Genomic DNA, 21,431 nt, shown 5'->3' on the forward strand with positions numbered 1-21,431 from the left:
TGGAGAAACATTGATGGCGCGTTCGGAAGTGGTGACGCGGTTCGCCCCCTCCCCCACCGGGTTCCTGCATATCGGCGGAGCACGGACGGCCCTGTTCAACTGGCTGTTCGCCCGGCACCATGGCGGGCGGTTCCTGCTGCGGATCGAGGATACGGACCGCCAGCGCTCCACGACGGAAGCCATCGACGCGATCTTCGATGGCCTGAACTGGCTGGGCCTGCAGGGCGACGAGGAACCCGTGTTCCAGTTCGCACGCGCCGCGCGTCACGCCGAGGTGGCGCAGATGCTGCTGGACAGCGGCAATGCCTATCGCTGCTACACCAGCCCGGAGGAACTCACCGCGATGCGGGAGGCCCAGCGCGCCGCCGGTCAGCCCGTTCGCTATGACGGACGCTGGCGCGACCGCGACCCGGGGGAGGCACCGGCAGGTGTCGATCCCGTCATCCGGCTGCGCGCGCCACAGACCGGCAGCACGGTGATCGCCGATGCGGTGCAGGGTGATGTGACCTTCCAGAACGACCAGCTCGACGATCTGATCCTGCTGCGCGCGGACGGCACGCCGACCTACATGCTGTCCGTCGTCGTCGATGATCACGACATGAACGTCAGCCACGTCATCCGGGGGGACGACCATCTGGTCAATGCCGCGCGGCAGAGCCTGATCTATCAGGCACTCGGCTGGGACGTGCCCGTATTCGCGCATATTCCGCTGATCCATGGTGCGGACGGTGCGAAACTTTCGAAGCGGCACGGCGCGCTGGGCGTGGATGCCTATCGGGAGATGGGATACCTGCCAGAGGCGGTATTGAATTACCTCGTTCGACTGGGCTGGTCACATGGTGACGACGAGATCTTCTCCATGGAGCAGGCCATCGAGTGGTTCGGGCTCGACGCCATCGGGCGCGGTGCCTCGCGGTTCGACTTCGCCAAGCTGGAAAACCTGAACGGCCACTACCTGCGTGAAGGCGACAATGACCGCCTGACCGGGCTGGTTGCCGAACGCCTGGGAATCGCGGGCGATGCCGTGGCCGTTGCCAGGATCAACGGCCTGATGGACGGCCTGAAGGAACGGGCGAAGACCATCATCGAACTGGCCGACAGCGCCGCCTTCCTGGTGGCATCACGGCCACTGAGCATGAATGCCAAGGCGGCGAAGCTGATCGACGGCGATGCGAAGGGCGTTCTGGCCGGTGTCCGGGCCGCACTTGCAGCATTGCAGGGCTGGGATGCAGAAAGCACAGACGCGGCTGTGCGGGCCTATGCGGAATCGAACGAACTGAAGCTCGGCAAGGTCGCTCAGCCATTGCGCGCGGCGCTGACAGGCTCCAACATGTCGCCCGGCATCTTTGACGTTCTGGTGGCCCTGGGCCGCGAGGAATCCCTGGCGCGGATCGACGATTGCCTCTGACGCGCTATCTTGGGGTCCACGCGAAGGGGACGCGGGACGTGTGCAATGGTCCGGCTTTGGGTATAATGTTTCGCACGTGCGGTATCGATTTTCGAATGCCGACGAAGTAGCGTGCGGATGCAACAGATGAGGGGTCAGATAATGGATGAAGCGAAGAAAACCGGCAGTGCCAGCCTTGCGACCGGCGGGGGATCAAGCATCGAATTCGATGTCCTTTCCGGTACGGTTGGTCCTGACGTTGTTGATATCCGCAAGCTCTATGCCCAGACAGGGCAGTTTACCTACGATCCTGGCTTCACCTCGACAGCCAGTTGCCAGTCGGAGATTTCCTATATCGACGGCGACGCCGGGGTGCTGCTGCATCGCGGCTACAGCATCGACGAACTGGCGGAACATTCCGATTATCTGGAAGTCTGCTACCTGCTGCTGAATGGCGAGCTGCCGTCGGCGGAGGAGAAGGCGGACTACGTGAATACCGTCACGCGCCACACGATGCTGCATGACCAGATGAACTACTTCTTCCGTGGCTTCCGCCGTGACGCGCATCCGATGGCGATCATGGTCGGCGTCGTTGGCGCGATGAGCGCCTTCTACCACGACTCCACGGACATCAATGACCCGAAGCAGCGCGAGATCGCGTCCTACCGCCTCGTCGCGAAGATGCCGACCATCGCAGCCTGGGCCTACAAGTATTCCATCGGCCAGCCCTTCATCTATCCGAAGAACGACCTGACCTATTCGGAGCGTTTCCTGGACATGATGTTCGCCGTCCCGGCGGAGGAATACCGGATCGATCCGATCCTGGCCAAGGCGATGGACAAGATCTTCATCCTGCATGCGGATCATGAGCAGAACGCATCGACCTCGACCGTCCGCCTTGCGGGTTCGTCGGGTGCCAACCCGTTTGCCTGCATCGCAGCCGGCATCGCCAGTCTCTGGGGTCCGGCACATGGCGGCGCCAACGAGGCGGTGCTGAAGATGCTGAACGAGATCGGCACGCCGGATCGCGTCGGCGAGTTCGTGAAGAAGGCCAAGGACAAGGACGATCCGTTCCGCCTGATGGGCTTCGGTCACCGCGTCTACAAGAACTACGATCCGCGCGCGACCGTGATGCAGGCCACCTGCCACGAGGTTCTGGACCGGCTGGGCGTGCAGGACGATCCGCTGCTGCAGATCGCCATGGCGCTGGAGAAGGTCGCCCTGGAAGATCCGTACTTCGTCGAGAAGAAGCTGTATCCGAACGTCGATTTCTACTCGGGCATCATCCTGAAGGCGATGGGCTTCCCCGTGGACATGTTCACGGTGCTGTTCGCCCTGGCACGGACCGTCGGCTGGGTCGCCCAGTGGAACGAGATGATCCAGGATCCGCACCAGAAGATCGGTCGCCCGCGCCAGCTCTACACGGGTCCGGCGCAGCGTTCGTTCGTACCGCTCCACAAGAGGTAAGGACCAGTGGCCCGAAACCGGGCTGTCGGCACGACCCGGGGCGCCGGACGCGCGCCCCGGGTCGGCATTGCCGCAGGCGGAAGGCGTTTCGACACCCCCGCCCGCGTTGCATTCCTGCATGCCGCGAACGACAACCGGCCAACTGGGCGGCGGCGCCTCGTGCTGCGCATCGCGGCGGCATGTGCGGTTGGAGTCCTGCTGGCAGGCACGCTTCTGGCCGGATAGACGCTCAGAGGTCCAGTTCGAAGTAGATCAGCGCCGGAGTGTCTGATTGTCCGGTATCTGATTTTCCGGTGTCCGTGGCCCCGGTTCCTGCATCCGGTCCCGTGAGCCTGCGAAACCCCATCGATTCATAGAGACCGATTGCCGCCGTCATGCTGGTCGCCGTGTCCAGCCGCAGGCTGCGATAGCCGAGCGAGCGGGCCGAGACAACGACCTGTTCGGCCAGCTTGCGCCCTGCCCCCAGCCCCCGGGCGGCCTCGCCCAGATACAGCCGTTTCATCTCCGCGACGCCCTCGCCGAAGCGGCGCAGCGCAACGACGCCCACGGCTTCCCCACCGTTCCGGGCCAGCAGCAGATCTCCGCCCGGTGGCACATACTCGCCCGGAAAGCGCGCCATCTCCGCGTCGAAGTCCTGGAAGCACAGATCGAAGTCGAGGCTTTCCGAATAGGCGAGGAACAGCTTCCGCGCGGCCTCGATGTCCGCAGCCGTACGTGCCGGACTGATCGACAGGGCCATCGTTTCAGATCCGCCCGGTTCAGGTGCGCCGGAGCAGGAACTCCCGCCCCAGCTTCACGCGTGGTTCACCGTCATATTCGATGATGTCCGCAGTGGCATAGGTTTCCGTCCAGCGGTCAGGCAGGTAGGACCCCGTGCCGACCACATTGATCGGTGCCTTGACCGACCCCATGACCCGGCACTTCTCCGGCCCGAAGCCCGATGAAGCCACGATCTTGACGTTCTGGAAGCCTTCCAGGTCCAGCCGCTCCCGCAGATGGAAGATGGCGGCGGCCGAAACCCCGGTGCCGATCAGATAGCGCAGCTCCGTCTCGTTGCGGTACTGCCGTGTCGCGTTCGGCACATGCCGTTCCAGCACCGCATAGGATGAACTCGGATCCAGCCCCTCCACATAGCGGCTGCCGTGGGTGTCGAGGCGGATGGACATGTTGCCCTCGCTCGCCACGTCCGGAAAACGCCGGCAGACGGTCAGGGCGTCCGTCACCTCGCGCCCGAAATAGTCCACCAGCACGGTGATCGGATCGTCCGGATAGACCTCCCGGAACATCTCCGCCGCGCGCAGGGTAGATCCGGCATATCCGATCAGGGCATGCGGCATGGTGCCGAGGCCGCTGTCCTGGCCAAAGAAGTGCGCCGTTGCGTCGGTCGCATTGCCGATGAAACCGACGACGTCCGGATTGTCCCGCTTGGCTGCCACCGAGCCGACCGAGGCGGCATAGGCCATCAGTTCGGCCATGTCGGGACCGGTGCAATGGCGGGCATCCATCGCCAGGAACCCGGCATAGGGCAGGTCGCTGCACATGGCGAATGCATTGTAGGCCGCGACACAGGCGGCCCCCAGCTTCTGCAGGTACAGCGTTTCCAGGTCCACCAGATGCTTCAGGCTGCCGCTGATGTAGAACAGCGGATCACCGGCACCGACCCAGTCGCCCTCCGTGTGGCAGAGCTCGATCTTGAAGGTGACCCCCCGCTCGTCCGCCGCCTTCTCCAGCAGCGCCACAGCCAGCCGCGGCGAGAAGATGACCGGGCGGCGCATGAACACGGCATAGGTGACCGGCATGTCACCCAGTTGCGAGACGATCGCCTTGGTCCGGCGGAAATAGTGATCCGTCCGGTCGGCAATGTCATGTTCCAGCGCCGGATCCGGCACCCGGTCGTTGGCGGCACCGGGCGCGTCGGAGCGCCCGACTACACGAAGTTCAGGAAGCTTCCCGGAGGGCGACATCACGCTCTCCCCTTTGCTTTCTCAGCATCTCCGCAATCAGGAACGCCAGTTCCAGGGCCTGGCTGGCATTCAGCCGCGGATCGCAATGGGTGTGGTAGCGGTCGGACAGGGTCTCGTCGGAGATTGCCTGCGCGCCGCCGAGGCACTCGGTCACATCCTGACCGGTCATCTCGAAATGCACGCCACCGAGATATGAACCTTCGGCGATATGCACCTCGAAGACTTCCTTGACCTCCTGCAGGATCCGGTCGACGGGCCGGGTCTTGTAACCGGAGGCCGACTTGATGGTGTTGCCGTGCATCGGGTCACAGGACCAGACCACCGTCCGGCCCTCCTGCTGTACCCGGCGCACCAGGCTGACCAGATGGTCACCCGCATTGCCCGCGCCATAGCGGGAGATCAGCGTGATCCGCCCGGCCTCGTTATCCGGGCTGAGGGCGTCGAGCAGACGCATCAGGCCGTCCGCGTCCAGACTCGGGCCACACTTGATGCCGATGGGATTGGTGATCCCGCGCATGAACTCGACATGCGCCTCGTCCGGGTCGCGGGTGCGGTCACCGATCCACAGCATGTGGGCGGAGGTATCGATCCAGGTGCCGGTGGTCGAATCCATGCGCGTCAGCGCTTCCTCGTAGCGCAGCAGCAGCGCCTCGTGACTGGTGTAGAAATCCACCTGCCCCACGGAGGGTGAGCTGTCGGCACTGATGCCGCAGGCTTCCATGAACGCCAGCGCATCGGCGATGCGGTCGGCCATCTCCTGATAGCGTTCACCGGCCGGGCTGTCGGCGACGAAGCCCATGTTCCACTGGTGCACCCGGTTCAGGTCCGCGAAACCGCCCTGGGCGAAGGCCCGCACCAGGTTCAGCGTGCTGGCCGACTGGGCATAGGCCCGCAGCATGCGGTCCGGGTTCGGCTGCCGCGCGATGGGGTCTTCCTCGATCGCATTGATGATGTCACCGCGATAGATCGGCAGCTCGACACCATTCACCACCTCGGTGGGCGATGACCGCGGCTTGGCGAACTGGCCGGCCAGACGCCCGACCTTCACAACCGGCAACTGGGCGCCGTAGGTCAGGACAACGGCCATCTGCAGCAGCACCTTGAAGGTGTCGCGGATATTGTCGGCATGGAACTCGGCAAAGCTCTCGGCGCAGTCGCCACCCTGCAGCAGGAAGGCCCGGCCCGCGGCCACCTCGGCCAGACGGGACTTCAGGTTCCGGGCCTCACCCGCAAAGACCAGCGGCGGGTTCCGCCGCAGCCGCGCCTCGACGTCGTCCAGCGCCGCCTTGTCCGCATAATCCGGCATCTGCCTCGCGGGCTTCTTCTGCCAGGATTGCGGGGTCCAGTTCGTCGCAGCCATCGTACCAACTCCAGAAACACATCGGTGATGCCCTGAATACGCAGGGCAGCGCACCTTATAAGTGCTGGGCGGTTGAATGAAAACGGCGGATTTTCAGGACTCCCGCCCCGAGATGCCGTCACGTCAGCATTGCGGCCTGCCGGTTCAGCCCGCGGCGTGCGTGTTGATGAACGCGCCGGCCCGCCCGATGGCTTCCCGCGCCTCGGTCAGCATCGGGCCGAACAGGTGCCAGACATGGATCATTCCGCCCGCTTCCTCCAGCGAGGAATTGACTCCGGCAGCCAGGGCATTGCGGTGCAGCCGACGCGCGTCATCCAGCAGGGTTTCCCGCGTGCCCACCTGGATCAGCAGGGGCGGCAGACCGGTCAGATCGGCATGCATCGGCGCGGCCAGCGGTGATTTCGGATCGGCACCGCCGAGATACATGTCCGCCATCCGGCCCAGTCCCGGCTGCTTCACCATCGGATCGGCATCGTGCAGCGCCACCATGGACTCGCCCGTCCCCTCCAGATCCACCCAGGGGGAGATCGGCACGGCGCAGGCGGGCGTGGCCAGCCCCTTGTCGCGGATCGCGACCAGCGCGGCCACCGTCAGGCCGCCACCGGCGGAATCACCCGAAACCGCGATGTTTCCGGCCGGAATACCCTGGTCGAGCAGCCAGCCGTAGGCCGCGACCGCGTCATCGACGGCTGCCGGGAACGGGTGCTCCGGTGCCAGCCGGTAGTCGATGACCAGTACCTTCGCATCCGCCGCCTTCGACATGTTCGATGCCAGCGTCCGGTGCGTGTTCAGTGATCCGATGACATAACCACCGCCATGCAGATACAGAATGACGCGGTTCCCCGACACGCCCTTTGCCGTGACCCATTCGGAAGGAACACCGCCTGCGTCGACTGTCTCCACCGTGGTGCCTTCGGGCACGGGCAGGAAGCCCGCAAGCTTCTCGAACCGTTCCCGCATTTCCGCTGGCGGCAGGTTCTCCGCTGCCGGACGGCTGGTCAGCAGTTCAATCAGTGTGTCGAGTTCCTGAACGGTCATCGGTCCCTCCCCGGATGTTGGCCGTGTTGCTGCGCAAAGTCTGGCGCAGAACGGACGGAACCACAATGCAGGCAAACGCAGGGCACGATCACGCCCAGTTGGTTCGCCACGGGATCGCCGGTGCACTATGTGGGTGGCAGACCCACCTGTTCAGGCGGCTACCCGATGGCGGACAACGATCAGAAAACCGGCGAAGACGTACCCGAGGCCGCATCGACCTCGGGGAAGTCGGTTGTCCGGCGTTTCCTGCCGCTGGCCATCATCGTGCTGGCGACAGGCCTGTTCCTGGCCCTGGACCTGCACCGGTTCATAAGTTTCGACACGCTGCGTGACAATCGCGATACGCTGCAGGCCTTCGTCGACGAGAACGCCGTTGTCGCCGTCCTGATCTACATGGCGATCTACATGGTCGCCGTTGCCCTGTCGTTGCCGGGCGGGCTGGTGCTGACGGTCACCGGCGGCTTCCTGTTCGGCAATGTCTTCGGCACGCTCTGGGCGGTCATCGGGGCCACGGTCGGCGCCACCGGCATCTTTCTGGCCGCCCGCACGGCACTGGGTGACAGCCTGCGCAAGAAGGCCGGACCGGCACTGAAGCGCATGGAGGACGGTTTCCGCAAGGATGCCTTCAACTATCTGCTGTTCCTGAGGCTCGTCCCCCTGTTCCCGTTCTTCGTCGTCAATCTGGTGCCCGCATTCCTCGGCGTGCCCACCCATACCTTCGTCATCGCCACGCTGATCGGGATCATTCCCGGCACGTTCGTCTTCGCGCAGGTCGGCCGGGGGCTGGACAGCGTTCTGGCCACCGGTGGCGAGCCCGATTTCACAACTGTCCTGACGACAGATGTCGTTATTGCGCTGGTTGCGCTGGCTGTTCTCTCGATCCTGCCGGTAGTCGTCAAGCGACTGAGGCGAAAGCCTGACTGAGCCCGACGTTACCGCAAAGGATTGCGGACAACTTGTGCGGTTCCGTTATACTACGCCGTTGATGGGAAGACAGGGTCGGCAGATGCCGCACCTGCGACGGGGTAAGTCAGAGGGTCGAATGTCCGCACAGCAACAGGTACCGGGCAATCTGAGTGGTGTTGAACTGCTTGAAGGACTGCCGGAAGAAGAAATCCTCGCACTTGAACGACGCTGCACATGGCGCAGATTCAAGAACGGTGAGCAGATACTGGATCGCAACAACGACTCACGTGACGTGTTCTTCGTCACCGAAGGCCAGGTACAGATCGTCAACTACTCGGCGTCGGGGCGGGAAATCGCCTACGCCACGGTCCGGCAGGGCGGATACTTCGGTGAGCTGGCAGCCATCGACGGCCAGTCGCGTTCCGCCTCCGCCGTCGCGGTGGGCAGTTGCGTGCTGGCACTCGTCGCCCCCAACGCCTTCATGGAATATGTCGCCAACCACCCAGGCGCGGCGCACCAGGTGATGCAGCGGCTGGCCAAGATCATCCGCACCTGTGACGAGCGGATCATGGACCTGTCGACGCTGGGTGCCGTGCAGCGTGTCTATCTCGAATTGCTGCGCCTGGCCGAAGAGGATCCGGTCACACCCGGGTCCTGGGTGATCTATCCGATGCCGACCCAGAGCAACATCGCCGCCCGCGCCTCCACGACGCGCGAGACCGTGGCGCGCGTCATCGGCCAGTTGGCGCAGGAAGAGATCGTGAAGAAGAAGGGCAAGAGCCTCTATATCTGGGACAGGGATTCCCTCGCCTTCCGCGCCGAGCGCATGGCGGGCCCGGAGACGCTGGCGCGATGAACCCTGCCCGGGTGCCGGAACTCAGACGATCCTGCGCCTGACAAGGCCCACCCGTCGGATGATCAGCGGACGCACGAAACTGATCGCCCATCTCGGTCTGCCGATCGGGAGCTTCATGGCGCCCATGATCTACAATCCCTATTTCGAGAAACACGACATCGATGCGGTCGTGATGCCGATGGGCTGTCAGGAAGCCGACTACGCGACGTTCCTGCCGCAGGTGGCGCGGCTGTCCAACTTCCTCGGCGCGCTTGTCACCATGCCCTACAAGACCGCGACCGTGGCCCTGCTGGATGAGGTCACCACGACGGTCTCCGTTGCCGGAGCCTGCAACGCCGTCAGGCGCGGCACGGATGGTCGGCTGATCGGCGACATGTTCGACGGCGAGGGCTTCGTTCGCGGCGTCAGGCGAAAGGGGCGTGGGATTCGGGGATCGCGCGTTCTGGTGATCGGCAGCGGCGGCGTCGGGTCGGCGATCTCCGCCTCCCTGGCCGGGTCCGGCGCGGCCTGCATCGGCCTGCGCGACACCAACCACCGGATCATGGACGGGCTGGCCAGTCGGCTGACGGCGTTCTTTCCGGACCTGACCGTGCAGACCGACGCCCCTGCCGACGGCGGCTGGGACGTGATCGTCAATGCCACGCCTCTGGGCATGAACGCCAGTGACCCGATGCCGATGGATGTTTCCGCCGTCGCCCCCTCCACGCTGATCGGCGAGGTCGTGATGGCGCGCGAGATCACGCCCTTTCTGGCAGCGGCTCAGGCGCGTGGCTGTGAAATCCAGGTTGGTGTCGATATGCTTTTCGAGCAGATACCGGCCTATCTCGAATTCTTCGGTCTGCGTTCGACCACCCCGGAAGAACTGCGCGCCGTTGCCCGGATCGGCTACAGGTTCGACAGCGCAGGATCATCGACAGGAGGCACGACATGACTTCGACCCCGTTCCGGCCGCGCGACTGGTCGTCTCACCCGTCGTTCGTCGATCCCCGCGCCGACGGGTACAGGTCTTCCGCGCTCAGGGGACCGACGAAGCCGCTGATTCCGATCCGCCAGTCCCTGTCGGAGCTGACCGGTCCCGTCTATGGCCACGACAGCGTCGGCGAACTGGACGGGGACCTGACCCGGAACGGCCGCCGCAATGGCGAGCCGCTGGGGGAGCGGATCGTGGTCACCGGTCGGGTGCTGGACGAGAATGGCCGACCGCAGCCGAATACGCTGATCGAGATCTGGCAGGCCAATGCGGCGGGCCGCTACCTCCACAAGGTCGATCAGCACGATGCGCCCATCGATCCGAACTTCTTCGGCGGCGGCCGCTGCATCACCGACAGTGAAGGCCGCTACCGGTTCTACAGCATCAAGCCCGGCGCCTACCCCTGGGGCAATCACCCCAACGCCTGGCGCCCCAACCACATCCATTTCTCGCTGTTCGGACCGGCCTTCGCGACCCGGCTGGTGACCCAGATGTATTTTCCGGGTGATCCGCTGCTGGCACTCGATCCGATCTTCACAGGAATTCCGGAGGCAGCGCGGGATCGTCTGGTCGCCGACTTCTCGATTGATGTCACGGAGCAGGATTTCGCCCTTGGGTATGTCTTCGACATTGTCCTGCGTGGACGCGGCACCACCCCGATGGAGGATTGAGCCATGGCGCTGAAGCAGACCCCTTCACAGACCGTCGGCCCCTTCTTTGCCTACGGGCTGACGCCGGAGCAGTACGGCTATGACCTGACCAGTGTCGCCGATGGCGCCGTCCGCGATGACGATACGGCGGGAACGCATATCCGTATCGAAGGCCGCGTCCTGGACGGTCGAGGCGATGTGGTGAGTGATGCCATGATCGAGATCTGGCAGGCGGACGCCCAGGGCCGCTATGCCCACCCCGATGATCCGCGCGGCTCCAACGCCGGTTTCACCGGTTTCGGGCGCCAGGGAACGGGCACCGATCTGCAGAGCCGCTTTCGCTTCGACACCGTCAAGCCGGGCGTCACCGAAGACGGCAGCGCGCCGCATGTCAGCCTGATCGTCTTCGCACGCGGGCTGCCCAGCCACGCCTATACCCGCATCTATTTCGCCGACGAGGCCGCCGCCAACGCCACCGACCCCGTGCTGTCACAGGTCCCGGCGGAGCGCAGGGAAACGCTGATCGCGCAGAGAACGGACACATCGGGCGTTCCGACGTACCGGTTCGACATTCACCTGCAGGGCGACAATGAAACGGTGTTCTTCGACGTGTAGGCGCGATCCGGCCGGGGCCGCAGCGCCGCAGCAATCATCAGGGATGGTATCGCCAGGAAATGGTGCCCAGGAGAGGACTCGAACCTCCACTCCGTTGCCAGAACTAGCCCCTCAAGCTAGCGCGTCTACCATTTCGCCACCTGGGCACGGGTCGTCTTGTCGGGCGTCGTGAGGATTGACGCGTGGGGAGGCAGTCAGGTCACTCCCCGATACGTTGGCTGTGTGAAGGTCGGCGGTGGTGCCCAGGAGAGGACTCGAACCTCCACTCCGTTTCCAGAACTAGCACCTGAAGCTAGCGCGTCTACCAATTCCGCCACCTGGGCTTCGACCTTACAGCCGCCGAGGGCGCGTTCTAGCGATTGCCCCGGTTCTGTGCAAGCGCGATTTTCCGTTTCCTGCAACATGACGCGCTTTGCCAAGCGGAGGGGGGCGCGGCTAGACTGCCCGGGCATTCCGGCAGAGCCGGAGAAACTGGCGTAAGGACCGAGCTCATGACCATGGAAGTCGACCTGTTCTGGTCGTTTCGCAGCCCCTACTCCTACCTCGGCACGCCGCGCTATCGGGAGATGGAGCGGGAACACGATCTGAAGATCAATGTGCGTCCGGTCTACCCCATCGCGATTCGCACACCGGAATTCTTCAGCGACGTGAATCCGCTCTGGCCGCGATACCTGATGCGCGACGTCTTCCGTGTCGCCGACTATCTGGAACTGCCGTTTTCCTGGCCCGAACCCGACCCCGTGGTCATGGACATGCCGACGCGGACGATCCCGAAGGAACAGCCCTATATCCATCGCCTGACGCGGCTGGGGATCGAGGCCGTGAATCGCGATGCCGGGCTGGCCTTCATCTCGGAGGTTTCGGACCTGATCTGGGGCCGCGCCGTTAAGCAGTGGCACGAAGGCGATCACCTGGCGGAGGCGACGGCGCGCGCCGGGCTGGACCTCGCCGACATGGAAGCCACCATCGCCGGGCGGGAGAGTGAATATGGCGACGCCATCGCCGCCAATGAGGCCGCGCTGGAAAAGGCCGGACACTGGGGCGTGCCGACGCTGGCGTTCAAGGGGGAGGCCTTCTTCGGTCAGGACCGGATCGACATGTGCATCTGGCGCATGCAGAAGGCGGGCCTGCAGCCCCGCAAGGCGTGATCGCGAATGGCTGACGACGGACACGAAGAAGGCCCGCGCACCAATGGCCACAAGGTCAACGGCCACAAGCATCCGGCGCTGTCGCCCACCGGCAGGGTCAGTCCGCCAGCGGCGGCAAGCAGCGAGGACCTGCCGTTCGATTTCGAGGCGGCGCGACGCGCCCTGACCCCGATCCAGAGCGAGGTTCCCGAGGACGCCTTCACCGCCGGCATCCTGGGCACCGAACGTCAGGGCGGCGGGATCGTCATCGGGGCCGACAGTCTGGTGCTGACCATCGGCTATGTGGTGGTGGAGGCGGAGAGCGTTGCCGTGCTCAATGCGGGTGGTGAGCCCATCGAGGCCGATGTCGTGGCCTATGATTTCGAAAGCGGGCTGGGTCTGGTGCGTGCCATCGAACCACTGGGACGACCGGTACTGGAGTTCGGCACCGCGCGTGACCTGAGCGAAGGCTCCACCGTCGTGGCCAGTTGCGGCGGCGCGGAGACCGTGATGCAGAAGATCGTCAGCAAGCGGCGTTTCTGCGGCTACTGGGAATATCGGCTGGATGAGGCACTGTTCACCATGCCGGTGCATCCCAACTGGGGCGGCGCGGCGCTGCTGGGCCTGGATGGCCTGCTCTATGGTGTCGGGTCGCTTTATGTCGAGGACGCGCGGGAGGGCGAGGAAGAGGCCGTCGGCAACATGTTCGTCCCCATCGACCTGCTGGAGCCGGTCCTGGACGAACTGCTGCTGGACGGTCGCCGGTCCGGCCCGCCACGGCCATGGATCGGGGTCTATGCGGCGGAGCAGAACGGTCACCTCATCATCATGGGCGTGGCACCCTCCGGCCCCGCGGCGGCCATCAAGCTGGCGCAGGGCGACGTCGTCCTGCGCGTCAACGAGGTGGCGATCGGCGGCCTGAACGATTTCTATGACCAGCTCTGGGGTGCCGGTCCGGCAGGTGTCGAACTGGGACTGACCCTGATGCGGGACGGGCGGGTCTTCGAGAGCCGCATCCGTACCGCTGCCAGAGACAGTTTCCTGAAGATTCCCCGCTGGGAGCGTTGAACATGGCAAAGCTCAGCACCGCAGGCGGGCCGCCCGCCAGTCACGCCATCGAACATCTGGCCGACGTCGTGAACGCCGACCAGCCCCTGGTGCATCGCGGGCGTTTCATCGACCTGCAATGGCTCTGGCAGATCGGCGAGGTGCCCTATTTCATCAGCATCCGGCGCGGCATGATCCTGGAACTGGTACGCGGGCCGGTGCTGATGCGGTCGCATGAATTTGCCATCCGGGGGGCGCAGGAAAACTGGGAACGGTTCTGGGCGCCGATGCCGCGCCCCGGTTTTCATGACCTGTTCGCCATGACCAAGTCCGGCCGCGCCAGCATTGACGGCAACCTGCAGCCCCTGATGGCCAACCTGCGCTATTTCAAGGAGGTGCTGGCCGCCCCGCGCAAGCTGGCGGAGGATGGACACCATGGTTGAGCTGGAGCCCATTGTCGGACGCTACATGACCCTTCAGATCGGGGGACGGTCCTGCCGCATCTACTTCGAGGAGGCCGGATCCGGCATTCCGCTGCTCTGCCTGCACACGGCCGGGGCGGACGGGCGGCAGTTCCGCCGCCTGATGCTCGACCCCGCGATCACCGACCGCTACCGCGTCATCGCCTTCGACCTGCCCTGGCATGGCAAGTCACTGCCGTGGGAAGGGTACGAGGTCGAGGACTATGCCCTGACCACGGATTTCTACACGGCGGCGATCATGGGCGTGGCGAACGCGCTGGAGCTTGACCGCCCGGTGGTCATGGGATGCAGCATGGGCGGCCGCATCGTGCTGCATCTGGCCCATGCCCATGCGGACGACCTGCGTGCCGTGATCGGGCTGGAGGCCGCGGACCATCAGCAGCCCTGGTACGACACCGAATGGCTCAACCGTCCGGACGTGCACGGGGGCGAGGTCTGCGCCGCCATGATCTCCGGCCTGGTCGCACCGCAGAGCCCTGACCGCTACCGCTGGGAGACCCTCTGGGGCTACCTCAGCAGCGGGCCGGGCGTGTTCCGGGGCGACCTGCACTTCTATCGCGCTGATTCCGACTTCCGCGACCGCGTGCACCTGATCGACACCACCCGCTGTCCGGTGTTCCTGCTCACGGGGGAGTATGATTTCTCCTGCACCCCGAAGGACACCCTGCGGACCGCCAAGGACATTCCCGGCGTCGAGGCGGAGATCATGGAGGAACTGGGCCACTTCCCCATGTCGGAGAACCCGGAGAAGTTCCGGGAATACATCCTGCCCGTACTCGACCGGGTGGCCCGCCTGAAATGAGCCGTCCCCCCTCATGCTGATCCCCAACCGGATGGAGATCGCGATCGCGCTGCTGGCAACCTGGCGCGTCGCCTTGCGTGACAGGGCCGCGGCCTGGATGCTGGACGACTCGGTCGCCGGTGTCTGGAAGTCGTTCTTCGTCGCCGTGCTGATCGCTCCGCTCTATCTGCTGATCTCCGTCATCCGGAGCTATCTGGACCAGCCACCTCAGGACGCCGTTGCGGTCGCGGCCATCGAAGCCGCCTCCTACATGGCCGGCTGGCTGGTCTGGCCGGTGATTTCGCACGAGGTCGCCCGCTTCTTCAGCGTGCGAAACGCCTGGCGTCGATACGTGGTGGCCTACAACTGGTCACACGTCTGGATCATGCTGCTGCAACTGCCCTTGCTGGCCCTGAGCCAGAGCGGTCTGGTAAGCCCGGAGGGCGGCGGCTTCGTCATGGTCCTGACCGTCCTTGTGGTCCTCGCCTATCGCTTCCTGCTGGCGCATGACGTGCTCGGCATCGACAGGTTCGCCGCGATGGGTGTCGCCATCCTCGATTTCGTGCTCAGCATCGCCTGGTCGCTGATGGTGCTGCGGCTTGTTGCGCCCTACATGACGCTGCCGGACGTCTCCGGCGGGTAGTCCGCCCGCAGGAAGTAGAGTCCGCAGGCAGGGGCGGTCGGCCCCGCCGCCTGACGGTCACGCGCCTCCAGCGCACGGGTCACGTCATCCGGGGTCCAGCGCCGCTTGCCGACATCGACCAGCGTGCCGGTCAGGATCCGCACCTGATTGTGCAGGAACGATCGGGCGGAGGCATGCACATGCACCTCCTCCCCCTCCCGCGTGATCTCCAGCCGTTCCAGGGTCTTCTCGGCGGTCTTCGACTGGCAATGGGCGGAACGGAAGCTCTCGAAATTCCGGTGCCCCACCAGCCGTGCCGCGCCTTCACGCATCAGGTCGAGATCCAGTGGTTTCACCACGTGCCAGACCCGTCCCGCATCCAGCGCAGGCGGCGGATGACGGTTGAGGATGCGATAGACGTAGTGCCGCCGGATACAGCTGCGCCGGGCATCGAACTCCGGCGGCACCGGCGCGATCTCCCGCACCACGACCGGATGGGGCCGCATGTGGAAGTTCAGCGCCTCGAACAGCCGGTCCACCGGCATGTCCCGGTCGATGTCGGCATGGGCCACCATGCCCAGCGCGTGGACACCGGAATCAGTGCGGCCCGCCGACATGATGCGCGGAACCGTGGCGCAGAACCGGCCGATCGCCGTTTCCACCACTTCCTGCACGGTCAGGCCGTTGGTCTGGTACTGCCAGCCGACGAAGGCGCTGCCGTCGAATTCCAGGGTCAGTCGATAACGCTGCATGTCAGTGCGCAGCACCGTCCTGCGCCGCGCCGATGTCCCAGTAGAGACCGGTCATGATCCGGGCCGCACTGGTCATGCAGGGCATCAGCACATGCTCGTCCGGCGCATGCTGGGAACAGGCGGCATAGGAGTGCGGAATCCAGATCGCGGGCAGACCGAGCAGGTCGGTGAACAGCTCGTTGCAGATCGACCCGCCAAGGCTCGGGATCACCGCCGGGGCGGCCTCGATGGTGCGTTCCATGGAGGCATGGATGCGTTGCACCCAGGGGTCATCGGGGCGGGTGCGCGTGGCGATGAAGGCGCCTGCGTTCTTCTCGTCCGGCGGCAGCACCTGCACCTGACCGAAGCCGCCACGGGCCAGATGCCGCTGCAGCGCCGGCACGATGTCGTCCGGATCGATGCCGGTGACGAAGCGCAACTGGCAGTGTGCCCAGGCACGCGGCGGGATGGCATTGACGGGCCGGTCGGGGTTGCCGGTCCTGAAGGCCAGCACCTCGAAACTGTTCCAGGCATAGACCCGCTCCGGCGGCGTCAGGCCCGGCTCCCCCCAGTCACGGTCGATGCTCGGTCCACCGGCACCGGCATCGATCTCGATGTCCGTCAGCGCGGCGCGCGTCACCGCATCGATGGCGGGCGGGCGCCACTCCGGCACGCGGATCGAGCCTTCCGGACCTGTGATGGAGGCCAGGGCATGGGAAAGGATGATCGCCGGATTGGCGATCAGTCCGCCCCAGTTGCCCGAATGATGGCCCCCGTCGCGCAGGTCCACCAGCAGATCGAAGTTCACCGCCCCGCGTGCCCCCAGCGTCAGCGTCGGCCGGTCGGGCTTCACCCGCGGCCCGTCGGAGGCGATGAAGACGTCTGCGGCAAAGTCATCGCGGTTGGCGGCAATCACCTCATGCAGTCCGCGCGAGCCGGTTTCCTCCCCCGTCTCGATGATGAACTTGGCGTTGAAGCCCAGGGCGCCGCGCGTGGCGATGACCTGGCGCAGGGCGGCCATGTTGATGGTGTGCTGTGCCTTGTTGTCCGCCGTGCCGCGCCCGTAGAGCCGCTCCCCGTCGCGACTGAGGATCCAGGGTCCCTCCCCCTTGCTCCACTGGTCTTCCAGCCCCCGGATCACGTCGCCATGGCCGTAGCCGAGCACGGTCGGCAGGGCATCACCCTCATGCCGCGTGGCCAGCAGCACAGGGCCGAAACCAAGCGGGTTCTCATACTTGGTGCAGGTGAAGCCCATCGCCTCGAACGCCGGCTGCATCTCGGTGTCGAGATAGCGATGCAGTTCGGGCAGGCTCTCGGGTTTCTGGCTTTCCGTCCGGACGGCCACGCGCCGTGCGAGTTCATCGAAGAATCCACCGTCGCTGATCCAGCTTTCTGCCGCCGCTACCGCTGCTTCCCTGCTCATCTCAATGCTCCTGCCTTCGGACAGGCCGGAGGCTGACACCGGGCGGCGTCCGTGGCAAGCTTCGCCCGTTCCGCCTTGGACACGGGGGTTTGCAATGGCACACGATCATCATGGTGACGAAATGACGGAGCCGCCGTCGGAGATGGCGCTGCGCGTGCAGGCGCTGGAATCCCTGCTGGTGGAGAAGGGGCTGGTCGATCCGAAGGCCCTGGATGTCATCGTCGACCGCTACGAGAATCGCGTAGGACCACGCAATGGCGCCCATGTGGTCGCCCGCGCCTGGACCGACCCGGACTATCTGGAACGCCTGCGCGCCGACGCCACAGCCGCCATTGCGGAGCTGGACTATACCGGCCGCCAGGGGGAGCACATGGTGGTGGTGGAGAACGGGCCGAAGCTGCACAATCTCGTCGTCTGCACGCTCTGCTCCTGCTACCCGTGGCCGGTGCTGGGCCTGCCACCGGCCTGGTACAAGTCCTCCCCCTACCGCAGCCGCGCGGTGATCGATCCGCGCGGGGTGCTGGCGGAGTTCGGCACGATGCTGGATGAGGATGTGGAGGTGAAGGTCTGGGACTCGACCTCCGAGGTGCGGTTCCTGGTCCTGCCCGAACGGCCGGAGGGAACGGAAGGCTGGACGATTGAGCAGCTCATCCCGCTTGTCAGCCGCAATTCCATGATCGGTGTGGAGAAGGCCCGCCCCGCCACCGGAGCCGCGGCATGAACGGCCCGCACGACATGGGCGGGATGCACGCCTTTGGTGCCATCAACCCGGAACCGGAGGAGTCAGAGCCGCTGTTCCATGAACCATGGGAGCGGAAGGCACTGGCGCTGACCCTGGCCTGTGGTGCGCTGGGACAATGGTCGATCGACGAGGCGCGCTCGGTTCGCGAATCGCTCGACCCCGCGCTCTATACCTCCTCCAGCTACTACCAGAAATGGGTCGAGGCCCTGACTCGGCAGGTTGTCGAGAAGGGCTTGCTGACCTCTGAAGAGCTTGAGACCGCAACCGTCCGCCAGATGCCGGAACCGGGCCGCTATCGTGTTCTGAATGCCGAAGCCGTGGACAAGGTCTATTCCGCTGGTGGCCCGACCAGCATGGACATCGACAATGCCCCCCTGTTCAAGGTCGGCGATCTGGTCCTGGCCCGCAACATGAACCCCATCGGTCACACCCGCATTCCCCGCTATGTCCGGGGCCACGTGGGCGAGATCGTGCTGTGGCATGGTGGGCATGTCTTTGCCGACGACAGTGCGCGGGGCATCCGGCGCGGCGAACATCTCTATACCGTGCAGTTCATGGCCCGCGACCTCTGGGGACCGGAGGCGGCGGCGCAGGACTCGGTGATGGTGGATCTCTGGGAACCCTATCTGGAAGCGCCATGACCCCTGCCACCACGCCAGACCAACTGCCCGCGCTGGAGGCCCTGCCGGACCTGCCCCGGGACGACGACGGACCTGTCTTCCGCGAACCCTGGGAAGCCAGCGCCTTTGCCATCACGCTGGAACTGCATGCGGCCGGCCACTTCACCTGGGACGAATGGGCGACCACGCTGAGCCAGCAGATCAGCGCGGCGCAGGCGGCGGGCGATCCCGACCTCGGCAATACCTATTACCGGCACTGGCTCGCGGCGCTGGAGTCCCTGGTGACGACAAAGGCACTTGCCACGCCGGAGGCGCTGGACCTGCGCGCGCAGGACTGGGTCCGCGCCTATCGCAGCACGCCCCATGGACACCCGGTCAAACTGAAGACCGGCTGAGGCGAAAGCGCCGCGTCAGGCCTGCAGGCTGTAGCCGCCGTCCGCGATCAGCGTCTGACCGGTCATGAAACCGGAAAGTTGCGATGAGGCGAGGAACAGGGCCGGACCGACCATGTCCTCTGGCTCACCCCAACGGCCCGCCGGGGTCTTCTGCACGATGGCATCGGATATCTGGTCGTTGTCCTGACTGACCTGGGTGATGTTGGTCTTCACGAAGCCCGGTGCGATGCCGTTGACCCGGATTCCGTCGCGCGCCCAGGCCACGGCGAGGGTCTTGGTCAGGGCGACCAGCCCGGCCTTCGAGGCGCCATAGGCCGGATTGCCCCGCACGGCGCTGAAGGCCGCCAGCGACGAGACGTTGATGATGCAGCCCTTGCGCAGCGCCAGTTTGGGCCGGAAGCCGGTGCAGAGCCCCATGACGCCGGTCAGGTTGACGTCCAGCACGCGCTGAAAGCCCTCCGCCTCGAACTCCTTGCCGCGATAGAGCACCATGCCGCCATTGTTGATCAGCACGTCCAGCTTCTCGATCGATGCCACCAGCCGCGCCACCTGCTCCGGATCACCGGCATCGAAATGGCGCACGTCCAGACCGTGCAGATCGGTATCGTAGGATTCAGCCGGTTTCGTGCCTGTCACCGTGACGGCAGCGCCCCGCGCGCGGAAGGCATGGGCCATGGCGTTGCCCATGCCGTTGGTGCCCCCCGTGATCAGCACACGGCGGTCCTTGAAGTCCAGTTCGTTCATCGGTTCCTCCCCTCGTTCTCGCGCTTTCAATAGACAAACCTGATCAGCCTGTCACGGGATGCGGCGACCGCTGCATGTGCCATCCAACGGTTCTTCTGGATGCCAGACCTGCGCTGCGTCGGCTTGCACGGTTGCGGTGCAACTCCCATGCTTGGTGCAGGAGGATACGCCAATGGAAAAGATCGTTACCGGCTATGGCCTGATCGAGGGTCCCCTGTGGATCGAAGGACGGGGACTGCTGTTCAGCGATGTGCTGAATGGTGGCGTCTATGCGCTGGACGCCAACAGTCTGGTCACTGATGTCATCGAACACCGCAAGGGCATCGGCGGCATGGTCGAACACGCCGACGGCGGTATTGTCGTCGGCGGGCGCAACATATGTTTCAAGGGCCTGGGCGACGGTCGGTCGGTCGTGCTGCTCGACCAGGACGTGACGGAATCGGCCATCGGCTTCAACGACTTCACCACCGACGCCGCAGGACGGCTCTATGTCGGCTCCCTCGGGTATGTGGTCTTTTCCGATCAGCCGGAGAAACCCGGACACCTGCATGTCATTGATCTCGACGGCAAGGTCAGGACGGTTTCGGACGGTATCCTGCTGACCAACGGCATGGGTTTCAGCCCCGACGGCCGCAGGCTCTACCACTCGGACGCGCGTGCCAACATCGTGCGCGTCTATGACGTGGACGACGGGCAGGTCGGTGACTGGCAGACCTTTGCCAGCTACGACGATGGTCACCCGGACGGGCTGTGCGTGGCGGAGGACGGGGCGGTGGTCGTTGCGGTCGCCCACGGCGGGCGCGTCGACGTCTATGAACCGGACGGCACCCTGCGCGAAAGCCTGCCCTGCCCCTTGCCCATGGTGACAAGCGTCGCCTTCGGCGGTGAGGGTCTGAAGGATCTGTATGTCGTCACCGGCTCCGTCGGCGGCCCCGATGACAGGAGCGGCACCATCTTCCGCACGGAAATCGGCGTCGCGGGCCTGCCGGTCCCGCCGTGCCGGGTGAAGTTCTGATCCCGCGTCAGGTGGTCAGCGCGGCAATCTGATCGCGGAAGAGCGCCAGTATCTCTGCCTTCTCGCTCTGCGCGTCGATGGAACGGTAGAAACCCTTGCCGCCGTCGTTGACCATGCGCACGCCCCAGTAGATCGCCGCCACGTCGCGGGCAATGGCATCCGCCGCGACGGCTGCCATCAGGGCACGGGCGACGCCTGCGCGCCGGAAATCCGGCACCACGTAGAGGCTCTCCAGCCAGATCGCCGGCTCGGCTGACTCGAAGCGATAGGATGGCAGGTGATTGGTGAACCCGGCCAGCCGGTCACCGGCCACCGCCACATTGGTGGTCAGGGTCGCGCCCGGCCCGATCATGTCGCGGGTCACATTGGCCACGGTGAACGGGCGCAGCGTCTCCGCGCCCATGTCCTCCGCATCGAAATCGTTGGCCATGATCACCAGCGCCTCGGCATCTGCGGGAGTCGCACGCCGGATGCTGAACGCCGCCACGT

Annotated in this window: 24 protein-coding genes and 2 tRNA genes; 16 read left to right on the forward strand and 10 right to left on the reverse strand. The window is 65.2% G+C overall.

What is annotated here, in order from left to right; translation table 11 throughout:
• The first annotated feature begins 13 nt into the window (after positions 1 to 13).
• Together gltX and gltA are read left to right on the forward strand one after the other, a co-directional pair.
• Positions 14 to 1,408: a glutamate--tRNA ligase gene (gene gltX, locus QGV54_RS13910; protein ID WP_281016240.1), complete on the forward strand. Its 1,395-nt coding sequence runs from the start codon at positions 14 to 16 to the stop codon at positions 1,406 to 1,408.
• Between the two features lie 141 nt (positions 1,409 to 1,549).
• On the forward strand, positions 1,550 to 2,854 hold the full coding sequence (gene gltA, locus QGV54_RS13915; protein ID WP_281016239.1) for a citrate synthase: 1,305 nt from the start codon (positions 1,550 to 1,552) through the stop codon (positions 2,852 to 2,854).
• Between the two features lie 229 nt (positions 2,855 to 3,083).
• On the opposite strand, the gene QGV54_RS13920 is transcribed toward gltA, so the two are convergent.
• From QGV54_RS13920 to QGV54_RS13935, 4 genes are all read right to left on the reverse strand, one after another.
• Positions 3,084 to 3,593 carry a GNAT family N-acetyltransferase gene (locus QGV54_RS13920; protein WP_281016238.1) on the reverse strand — a complete coding sequence of 170 codons (510 nt, stop codon included), beginning with the start codon at positions 3,591 to 3,593 and terminating at the stop codon, positions 3,084 to 3,086.
• A 19-nt stretch (positions 3,594 to 3,612) separates the two neighbouring features.
• Entirely contained in the window at positions 3,613 to 4,818 is a 1,206-nt protein-coding gene (locus tag QGV54_RS13925; protein WP_281016237.1) for a hypothetical protein, read from the reverse strand.
• The gene (locus QGV54_RS13930) at positions 4,793 to 6,178 is read right to left on the reverse strand and encodes a 3-deoxy-7-phosphoheptulonate synthase class II (protein ID WP_281016236.1); all 1,386 of its coding nucleotides are present in this window, start codon (positions 6,176 to 6,178) and stop codon (positions 4,793 to 4,795) included. Before QGV54_RS13930 ends, QGV54_RS13925 begins: the two co-directional genes overlap by 26 nt.
• 144 nt (positions 6,179 to 6,322) lie before the next feature.
• Positions 6,323 to 7,216, reverse strand: coding sequence for an alpha/beta hydrolase (locus tag QGV54_RS13935; protein ID WP_281016235.1), 894 nt, complete (start codon positions 7,214 to 7,216; stop codon positions 6,323 to 6,325).
• Between the two features lie 165 nt (positions 7,217 to 7,381).
• On the opposite strand from QGV54_RS13935, the gene QGV54_RS13940 reads away from it, so the two are divergent.
• The 5 genes from QGV54_RS13940 to pcaG all read left to right on the forward strand — a co-directional run bounded on the left by QGV54_RS13940 (position 7,382) and on the right by pcaG (position 11,213).
• Positions 7,382 to 8,140 (forward strand): TVP38/TMEM64 family protein, encoded by a 759-nt coding sequence (locus tag QGV54_RS13940; protein ID WP_281016234.1) that lies wholly within the window; start codon positions 7,382 to 7,384, stop codon positions 8,138 to 8,140.
• A 118-nt stretch (positions 8,141 to 8,258) separates the two neighbouring features.
• Positions 8,259 to 8,978 carry a Crp/Fnr family transcriptional regulator gene (locus tag QGV54_RS13945; RefSeq protein WP_281016233.1) on the forward strand — a complete coding sequence of 240 codons (720 nt, stop codon included), beginning with the start codon at positions 8,259 to 8,261 and terminating at the stop codon, positions 8,976 to 8,978.
• Positions 8,979 to 9,036: 58 nt separating this feature from the next.
• Positions 9,037 to 9,909 carry a hypothetical protein gene (locus QGV54_RS13950; protein WP_281016232.1) on the forward strand — a complete coding sequence of 291 codons (873 nt, stop codon included), beginning with the start codon at positions 9,037 to 9,039 and terminating at the stop codon, positions 9,907 to 9,909.
• Positions 9,906 to 10,619, forward strand: coding sequence for a protocatechuate 3,4-dioxygenase subunit beta (pcaH, locus tag QGV54_RS13955; protein ID WP_281016231.1), 714 nt, complete (start codon positions 9,906 to 9,908; stop codon positions 10,617 to 10,619). The genes QGV54_RS13950 and pcaH overlap by 4 nt, the downstream gene beginning before the upstream one ends.
• Before the next feature lie 3 nt (positions 10,620 to 10,622).
• Positions 10,623 to 11,213, forward strand: a complete 591-nt coding sequence (pcaG, locus tag QGV54_RS13960) for a protocatechuate 3,4-dioxygenase subunit alpha (protein ID WP_281016230.1) — start codon at positions 10,623 to 10,625, stop codon at positions 11,211 to 11,213.
• 60 nt (positions 11,214 to 11,273) lie between these two features.
• On the opposite strand, the gene QGV54_RS13965 is transcribed toward pcaG, so the two are convergent.
• Both QGV54_RS13965 and QGV54_RS13970 read right to left on the reverse strand, forming a co-directional pair.
• Positions 11,274 to 11,359 (reverse strand) — tRNA-Leu (locus QGV54_RS13965).
• Positions 11,360 to 11,449: 90 nt separating this feature from the next.
• Positions 11,450 to 11,536: transfer RNA gene (locus QGV54_RS13970), tRNA-Leu, on the reverse strand.
• Between the two features lie 168 nt (positions 11,537 to 11,704).
• Between QGV54_RS13970 and QGV54_RS13975 the strand changes: the two genes are divergently transcribed.
• The 5 genes from QGV54_RS13975 to QGV54_RS13995 are packed head-to-tail and all read left to right on the forward strand — an operon-like array spanning position 11,705 to position 15,293.
• On the forward strand, positions 11,705 to 12,361 hold the full coding sequence (locus tag QGV54_RS13975; RefSeq protein ID WP_281016229.1) for a DsbA family protein: 657 nt from the start codon (positions 11,705 to 11,707) through the stop codon (positions 12,359 to 12,361).
• 6 nt (positions 12,362 to 12,367) lie between these two features.
• A complete protein-coding gene (locus tag QGV54_RS13980; RefSeq protein ID WP_281016228.1) occupies positions 12,368 to 13,408 on the forward strand; it encodes a S1C family serine protease in 1,041 nt (346 codons plus the stop codon).
• Positions 13,409 to 13,410: 2 nt separating this feature from the next.
• A complete protein-coding gene (locus QGV54_RS13985; protein ID WP_281016227.1) occupies positions 13,411 to 13,830 on the forward strand; it encodes a hypothetical protein in 420 nt (139 codons plus the stop codon).
• Complete coding sequence (locus QGV54_RS13990; RefSeq protein ID WP_281016226.1) at positions 13,823 to 14,671, forward strand: alpha/beta hydrolase; 849 nt, start codon at positions 13,823 to 13,825, stop codon at positions 14,669 to 14,671. The genes QGV54_RS13985 and QGV54_RS13990 overlap by 8 nt, the downstream gene beginning before the upstream one ends.
• 13 nt (positions 14,672 to 14,684) lie before the next feature.
• Positions 14,685 to 15,293 (forward strand): hypothetical protein, encoded by a 609-nt coding sequence (locus tag QGV54_RS13995; protein WP_281016225.1) that lies wholly within the window; start codon positions 14,685 to 14,687, stop codon positions 15,291 to 15,293.
• Here the strand turns inward: QGV54_RS13995 and truA are convergent.
• On the reverse strand, positions 15,260 to 16,024 hold the full coding sequence (gene truA, locus QGV54_RS14000) for a tRNA pseudouridine(38-40) synthase TruA (RefSeq protein ID WP_281016224.1): 765 nt from the start codon (positions 16,022 to 16,024) through the stop codon (positions 15,260 to 15,262). The genes QGV54_RS13995 and truA overlap by 34 nt on opposite strands.
• A gap of 1 nt (position 16,025) precedes the next feature.
• Entirely contained in the window at positions 16,026 to 17,426 is a 1,401-nt protein-coding gene (locus QGV54_RS14005) for a M20 family metallopeptidase (RefSeq protein WP_281016223.1), read from the reverse strand.
• 94 nt (positions 17,427 to 17,520) lie between these two features.
• Here QGV54_RS14005 and nthA point away from each other — a divergent pair, with 94 nt between their 5' ends.
• From nthA to QGV54_RS14020, 3 genes are read left to right on the forward strand one after another with little or no spacing between them, the layout of a single operon-like run.
• On the forward strand, positions 17,521 to 18,147 hold the full coding sequence (nthA, locus tag QGV54_RS14010; protein WP_281016222.1) for a nitrile hydratase subunit alpha: 627 nt from the start codon (positions 17,521 to 17,523) through the stop codon (positions 18,145 to 18,147).
• Positions 18,144 to 18,809 (forward strand): nitrile hydratase subunit beta, encoded by a 666-nt coding sequence (gene nthB, locus QGV54_RS14015; protein ID WP_281016221.1) that lies wholly within the window; start codon positions 18,144 to 18,146, stop codon positions 18,807 to 18,809. The genes nthA and nthB overlap by 4 nt, the downstream gene beginning before the upstream one ends.
• Positions 18,806 to 19,183 carry a nitrile hydratase accessory protein gene (locus QGV54_RS14020; protein ID WP_281016220.1) on the forward strand — a complete coding sequence of 126 codons (378 nt, stop codon included), beginning with the start codon at positions 18,806 to 18,808 and terminating at the stop codon, positions 19,181 to 19,183. Before nthB ends, QGV54_RS14020 begins: the two co-directional genes overlap by 4 nt.
• Positions 19,184 to 19,198: 15 nt before the next feature.
• Here the strand turns inward: QGV54_RS14020 and QGV54_RS14025 are convergent, their stop codons facing one another.
• Positions 19,199 to 19,927: an SDR family oxidoreductase gene (locus QGV54_RS14025; protein ID WP_281019965.1), complete on the reverse strand. Its 729-nt coding sequence runs from the start codon at positions 19,925 to 19,927 to the stop codon at positions 19,199 to 19,201.
• Between the two features lie 172 nt (positions 19,928 to 20,099).
• Between QGV54_RS14025 and QGV54_RS14030 the strand changes: the two genes are divergently transcribed.
• The gene (locus tag QGV54_RS14030) at positions 20,100 to 20,942 is read left to right on the forward strand and encodes an SMP-30/gluconolactonase/LRE family protein (RefSeq protein ID WP_281019966.1); all 843 of its coding nucleotides are present in this window, start codon (positions 20,100 to 20,102) and stop codon (positions 20,940 to 20,942) included.
• 7 nt (positions 20,943 to 20,949) lie between these two features.
• Here QGV54_RS14030 and QGV54_RS14035 read toward each other — a convergent pair whose 3' ends face one another.
• Positions 20,950 to 21,429, reverse strand: coding sequence for a GNAT family N-acetyltransferase (locus QGV54_RS14035; RefSeq protein WP_281016217.1), 480 nt, complete (start codon positions 21,427 to 21,429; stop codon positions 20,950 to 20,952).
• Positions 21,430 to 21,431 lie beyond the last annotated feature (2 nt).

The sequence above is a fragment of the Minwuia sp. IMCC3060 genome (genome assembly GCF_029909435.1).
GTDB lineage: Bacteria > Pseudomonadota > Alphaproteobacteria > Minwuiales > Minwuiaceae > Minwuia.

Excerpts from the sequence above, each read along its gene's own strand:
- QGV54_RS13985 (WP_281016227.1), top strand. The coding sequence starts at position 13,411 with ATGGCAAAGCTCAGCACCGCAGGCGGGCCGCCCGCCAGTCACGCCATC.
- QGV54_RS13950 (WP_281016232.1), top strand. The coding sequence starts at position 9,037 with ATGATCAGCGGACGCACGAAACTGATCGCCCATCTCGGTCTGCCGATC.
- gltX (WP_281016240.1), top strand. The coding sequence starts at position 14 with ATGGCGCGTTCGGAAGTGGTGACGCGGTTCGCCCCCTCCCCCACCGGG.
- nthA (WP_281016222.1), top strand. The coding sequence starts at position 17,521 with ATGGCACACGATCATCATGGTGACGAAATGACGGAGCCGCCGTCGGAG.
- pcaG (WP_281016230.1), top strand. The coding sequence starts at position 10,623 with ATGGCGCTGAAGCAGACCCCTTCACAGACCGTCGGCCCCTTCTTTGCC.
- pcaH (WP_281016231.1), top strand. The coding sequence starts at position 9,906 with ATGACTTCGACCCCGTTCCGGCCGCGCGACTGGTCGTCTCACCCGTCG.
- nthB (WP_281016221.1), top strand. The coding sequence starts at position 18,144 with ATGAACGGCCCGCACGACATGGGCGGGATGCACGCCTTTGGTGCCATC.
- QGV54_RS13935 (WP_281016235.1), bottom strand. The coding sequence starts at position 7,216 with ATGACCGTTCAGGAACTCGACACACTGATTGAACTGCTGACCAGCCGT.
- QGV54_RS13920 (WP_281016238.1), bottom strand. The coding sequence starts at position 3,593 with ATGGCCCTGTCGATCAGTCCGGCACGTACGGCTGCGGACATCGAGGCC.
- gltA (WP_281016239.1), top strand. The coding sequence starts at position 1,550 with ATGGATGAAGCGAAGAAAACCGGCAGTGCCAGCCTTGCGACCGGCGGG.
- QGV54_RS13980 (WP_281016228.1), top strand. The coding sequence starts at position 12,368 with ATGGCTGACGACGGACACGAAGAAGGCCCGCGCACCAATGGCCACAAG.
- QGV54_RS14025 (WP_281019965.1), bottom strand. The coding sequence starts at position 19,927 with ATGAACGAACTGGACTTCAAGGACCGCCGTGTGCTGATCACGGGGGGC.
- QGV54_RS13990 (WP_281016226.1), top strand. The coding sequence starts at position 13,823 with ATGGTTGAGCTGGAGCCCATTGTCGGACGCTACATGACCCTTCAGATC.
- QGV54_RS14020 (WP_281016220.1), top strand. The coding sequence starts at position 18,806 with ATGACCCCTGCCACCACGCCAGACCAACTGCCCGCGCTGGAGGCCCTG.
- truA (WP_281016224.1), bottom strand. The coding sequence starts at position 16,024 with ATGCAGCGTTATCGACTGACCCTGGAATTCGACGGCAGCGCCTTCGTC.
- QGV54_RS13995 (WP_281016225.1), top strand. The coding sequence starts at position 14,685 with ATGCTGATCCCCAACCGGATGGAGATCGCGATCGCGCTGCTGGCAACC.
- QGV54_RS13930 (WP_281016236.1), bottom strand. The coding sequence starts at position 6,178 with ATGGCTGCGACGAACTGGACCCCGCAATCCTGGCAGAAGAAGCCCGCG.
- QGV54_RS13975 (WP_281016229.1), top strand. The coding sequence starts at position 11,705 with ATGACCATGGAAGTCGACCTGTTCTGGTCGTTTCGCAGCCCCTACTCC.
- QGV54_RS13940 (WP_281016234.1), top strand. The coding sequence starts at position 7,382 with ATGGCGGACAACGATCAGAAAACCGGCGAAGACGTACCCGAGGCCGCA.
- QGV54_RS13945 (WP_281016233.1), top strand. The coding sequence starts at position 8,259 with ATGTCCGCACAGCAACAGGTACCGGGCAATCTGAGTGGTGTTGAACTG.
- QGV54_RS14030 (WP_281019966.1), top strand. The coding sequence starts at position 20,100 with ATGGAAAAGATCGTTACCGGCTATGGCCTGATCGAGGGTCCCCTGTGG.
- QGV54_RS14005 (WP_281016223.1), bottom strand. The coding sequence starts at position 17,426 with ATGAGCAGGGAAGCAGCGGTAGCGGCGGCAGAAAGCTGGATCAGCGAC.
- QGV54_RS13925 (WP_281016237.1), bottom strand. The coding sequence starts at position 4,818 with ATGTCGCCCTCCGGGAAGCTTCCTGAACTTCGTGTAGTCGGGCGCTCC.